General features: G+C 75.3%; 3 protein-coding genes. All 3 read right to left on the bottom strand.

What is annotated here, in order from left to right; all coding sequences use genetic code 11:
• Nucleotides 1-329: VOC family protein (locus tag ACWCSD_RS48985; protein ID WP_449926112.1), on the bottom strand; the 329-nt coding region annotated here is incomplete at its 3' end.
• Complete coding sequence (locus ACWCSD_RS48980) at nt 326-2,227, bottom strand: ABC transporter ATP-binding protein (protein WP_449926109.1); 1,902 nt, start codon at nt 2,225-2,227, stop codon at nt 326-328. The genes ACWCSD_RS48985 and ACWCSD_RS48980, both read right to left, overlap by 4 nt.
• Nucleotides 2,228-2,280: 53 nt before the next feature.
• Nucleotides 2,281-4,050 carry an ABC transporter ATP-binding protein gene (locus tag ACWCSD_RS48975; RefSeq protein WP_449926106.1) on the bottom strand — a complete coding sequence of 590 codons (1,770 nt, stop codon included), beginning with the start codon at nt 4,048-4,050 and terminating at the stop codon, nt 2,281-2,283.
• Nucleotides 4,051-4,234 lie beyond the last annotated feature (184 nt).

Raw genomic sequence — 4,234 nt, 5'->3', positions numbered from 1 at the left:
ACGCTCCAGATGGGGCCGAGCGCTCCGGTCCGCTCCACCGGGCCCTCCTCGATCCCGACGCCGTGCCGGGCCAGCTCGTCCATGACCGTCTCGACGGGGTCGGCGGTGATCAGGCACAGGTCGGCGCTGCCGGGCACGGGCCGGGCCGCCTTCGGCTCGAACTCGCGTCCCGCCTCGTGCAGGTTGATCTTGCTCTGCCCGAACGCCAGCGCCCGCCGCCCATCTCCGAACGTCACCGCCTCCATCCCCAGCACCGCGGTGTAGAAGCGCACCGCGGCCTCGACGTCGGCGACGGTCAGCACCAGGTGGTCCAGGCGGTCGATCCTCATGTGGTCCCTCGCTCCTCGATCGGTTCTCCGTCCCATAGTCTGCGCATCTCGGGGCACGTACGCAGCAATTCCCCCAGCGGCCCATGTCCCGCGACGCGGCCCCGGTCGAGGACGACCACCTGGTCGGCGCGTTCGAGCGCGGCCCGGCGGGAGGAGACCACCAGCAGCGTGGCGGGGCCGTGCCGGGCGACGCGCTCCCACAGCAGGTTCTCGGTCCCGACGTCCAGGGCGGACGACACGTCGTCCACGACGAGCAGGTCCGGGGCGCGGACCAGGGCGCGGGCGGCGGTGGCGCGCTGCACCTGGCCGCCGGACAGACGCACGCCCCGGGGGCCGACGACGGTCTCCAGGCCGTCCGGCATGGCGGCCAGGTCGTCCTCGAAGGCGGCCAGTTCCAGGGCGCGGGCCAGGTCGGCGTCGCCCGCGGGCAGGCCGAGGAGCAGGTTCTCGCGCAGGGTCTCCGAGAACAGGCGCGGGATCTGGCTCGCGTACGCCGCCCGTCCCGGCACCAGGAACGCGCCCGGGTCGGGCACCGGGCGGCCGTTCCAGGTGATCGTCCCGGTGTCGAGGGGCAGCAGGCCGAGTACGGCGCGCACGAGCGTGGTCTTGCCCGCGCCTACGGCCCCGGTGACGACGGTGAACGTGCCGCGCCGGAGCGTCAGATCCACGTCGTGCACCCCGCGCCCACCAGGGTGCCGAACGCTCAGCCCACGCACCTCCAGCACCTCCAGCGTCGTCGGCGCGGTCGGCCCCTCCCCGCCCGAGGGTGGCTCCATGGGCGGTGTGGGCAGGCGGGGGGCGCGCCTCAGGGGCGACCTTCCCGAAGACGGGGGCGAGGTGGGACGGAGGTGCGGGCTCGGGGGCGGTCCTTGCGGGCCTGGGGTGGGACGGAGGTGGAGGGGGTGGTTGCGGGTCAGGTCGGGGGTGTCCTGGTGGGGGGCGAGCAGGGCGGTCAGGCGTTCGGCGGAGACGTCCGCCCTGGGCAGGCGGTACAGGATGGAGCCGATGGTGCGGGGCAGCGCGGTGAGCCAGCCGACGTAGCTGGTGAACAGCGCGAGGTCGCCCACGGTGAACCCGCCGCGCCGCATCGCCCCGGCGGCCAGCAGCAGCACGACGCCGACGCCCAGCTCGACCGTGGTGCCCGTGGCGGCCTCCAGCAGGTCGGTGGCCAGGCGGCTGCGTACGGCGGCGTCCCGGCGGCGGGCGTTGAGCGTGCGCAGGCGGTCCAGCGCCGCCCGCTCGGCCCCGGCCGTCTTCAGCGTGAGCACGCCGCCGAACAGTTCGCCGACGAAGGCCGTCACGCCCGCGCCCAGTTCCCTGGCCCGCTGGTGCCGCCGTCTGATCACCCGTCCCATGAGCCTGCTCAGTACGCCGATCGCGAGCATCGGCACGACCAGCGCCACGGTGACGACGGGGTCGATCGAGACCATGACCGCCAGCGCCACCCCGCCGAACAGCACGCCTCCGGCCAGGGGGACGGACTCGTCGGCGAGCTCGACCAGCTCGGCCACGTCGTCGCGCAGCCGGGCCAGCGACTCGCCCGGGGAGCGCGGCAGCCGGGCGGCGACCGGGCCGCGCGCGGTCAGCACCGAGCCCAGGACGTTGGCGCGCAGCAGCGTGGCCGCCGCGTCCCACCAGTAGGAGCCGTAGGACCAGGCGAACACCAGGACGATCCCGCGGACCAGCTCGACGCCCGCGAACGCCGCGCACAGCCACAACGACTGCCGCAACGTCGCCGGGCTGTGCCCGCTGAGCTGGTCGAAGAGCTGCCGCAGCACGAGGCCGCCGCCGAGCGGCAGCACGTGGACCGGCAGCCACAACAGGATCTGCAGCACGTACAGGCGCACGTCGAAGCCGATCAGGCGGCCCGCCACCGCCAGGGCCCGGCGCGCGCTCACCGGCTCGTCCCGGCGGGGTCCGGGAGCCGGCCGAACCTGAGCCCGGCGCGCGTTCACCGGCTCACCCCCGCGGCGTCCAGCAGCCGGCCGAACCTGCTGCCGGGGTCGGCGGCCAGGTCGGCGCGGCGGCCGTACTCGACGAGCTTGCCGCGTTCCAGCACGGCGATCTTGTCCACGTGCGCCAGCGAGGAGAGCCGGTGCGCGATGAGCACGCCGGTCCGCCCGTCCAGCAGCCGCCGTACGCCGTCCTCGACGTGCCGTTCGGTGGCCGGGTCGAGCCTGCTGGACGCCTCGTCCAGGATCACCAGGCCGGGGTCGGCCAGGAAGGCCCGCGCGAAGGCGAGCAGCTGGGCCTCCCCCGCCGACAGGCCGCCCGGCTCGCCGTCGAGCCCGCCGGGCAGCGCGACCGGCCAGTCGCCCAGCCCCACCCCGGCCAGCACCTCCAGCAGGTGAGCGTCGTCGTGGCGGGGGTCGGTCAGGGCGCCGAACAGCGTGAGGTTGTCGCGGACGCTGCCGTCGAACAGCCGTACGTCCTGGGTGACCACGCCGACCCGGCGGCGCAGCGACTCCGGGTCGCACTCGCGCAGGTCGAGGCCGCCGATCTCGACGGTGCCGCCGGTCGGGTCGTACAGGCGCAGCAGCAGCTTGGCGAGCGTGGTCTTGCCGCTCCCGGTGCGTCCGACCAGGCCCAGGCGTTCGCCGGGGGCCAGGGTGAGGGTGATGCCCGACAGCGCGGTCTCGCCGTCGTCGGGGTAGGCGAAGCTCACGTCGTCCAGCCGCAGGCCGAGCGCGCCCGAGGCGGGCAGCGGCCGGGGCGCGGCGCGGACGGGCAGCGCGGGCCGCTCGGCCAGCAGGGAGCCGATGCGGGCGAACCCGGCCAGCGCCCCCTGGAACTGCCTGAGCTGGTCGATCAGCCGCTCGAACGGCGTGCGGATCATCAGGGTGTACTGGAAGAGCAGCACGGCGGTGCCGACCGTGAGCGCCCCGGCGTCCAGCAGCCAGGCGGCCAGGGCGAGCATCAGCGCGGTCCCGGCCGCGAACGCCACGTTCGTGGCCGCGAGCAGGCCGCCCGCGATGCGCGAGCCGTGCCACTCGGCGCGGAACCAGGCCCCGGCGACCTGGTGGAAGCGGCCGAGCGCGTGCCCGCCCGCGCCGTTGGCCCGCAGGTCCTCGGCTCCGGCCAGCCGCTCTTCGAGGTGGCCGTAGAGCGCGGCGCTCGCCTCCCGCGACCGGGTCGCCGACGGCACGGCGAGCCGCTGCGCGCCCGTCATGGCGAGCCCGGCCAGCAGGCAGTAGGCCAGCAGCGCCGCGCCCAGCCGCCAGTCGACGGTGAACACGACGGCGAGCACGCCGGCCAGCAGCAGCAGCCCGGCCACGACGTCGAGGACGAAGGCGACGACGAACTCGGCCACGGCCGCCACGTCGCCGTCGACGCGTTCGATCAGCTCGCCGGGCGAGTGGCGGGCGTGGAAGGCCAGGTCGAGGCCGAGCACGTGCCCGGCCAGGTGTTCGCGCAGGCGGTTGGTGCCGTCCCAGGCCAGGCGGCCGGCGAGCCAGGCGGCGGCCATGCGGGCGGCCTGACCGGCGGCGGCCAGGGCGAGGTAGCCGAGCGCGATCACGATCAGGTGGCGCAGCCCGGCGCCGCCGGCGGCGTCGTCGACGAAGCGGCGGGTGACGTGGGGCGCGGCCAGCGGCAGCGCGGTGGCCGCGGCGGTGGCGGCACCCAGCGCGAGCGCGGCGCGCGGGGCGGGCCGCAGGTGGCGCAGGGCCTGCCGGGCGGGTCTAGCTACCTGCGGACGGGTCCTGGTGAGCGGGGATCTCAAGAAGCGTCATGCCCTCTGAATAGGTGGGTGTCCTGTGCTGGGAGGTCATGAACGCTGTCCTCATCGATCCGCTCCTTCGTCCGGCGATCGGCGCCGCCGGGAAGTACAACAGCCGCCCGCGCCGCGCCGCAACCGGTTTTGGCCGCCTACGGGATCTATACGCAGCCTATACAGCCGCTGCTCA

Source organism: Nonomuraea sp. NPDC001684, from assembly GCF_053596515.1.
The sequence above is the reverse complement of the archived record's forward strand: the minus strand, read 5'-3'. Positions and strand labels throughout refer to the sequence as shown.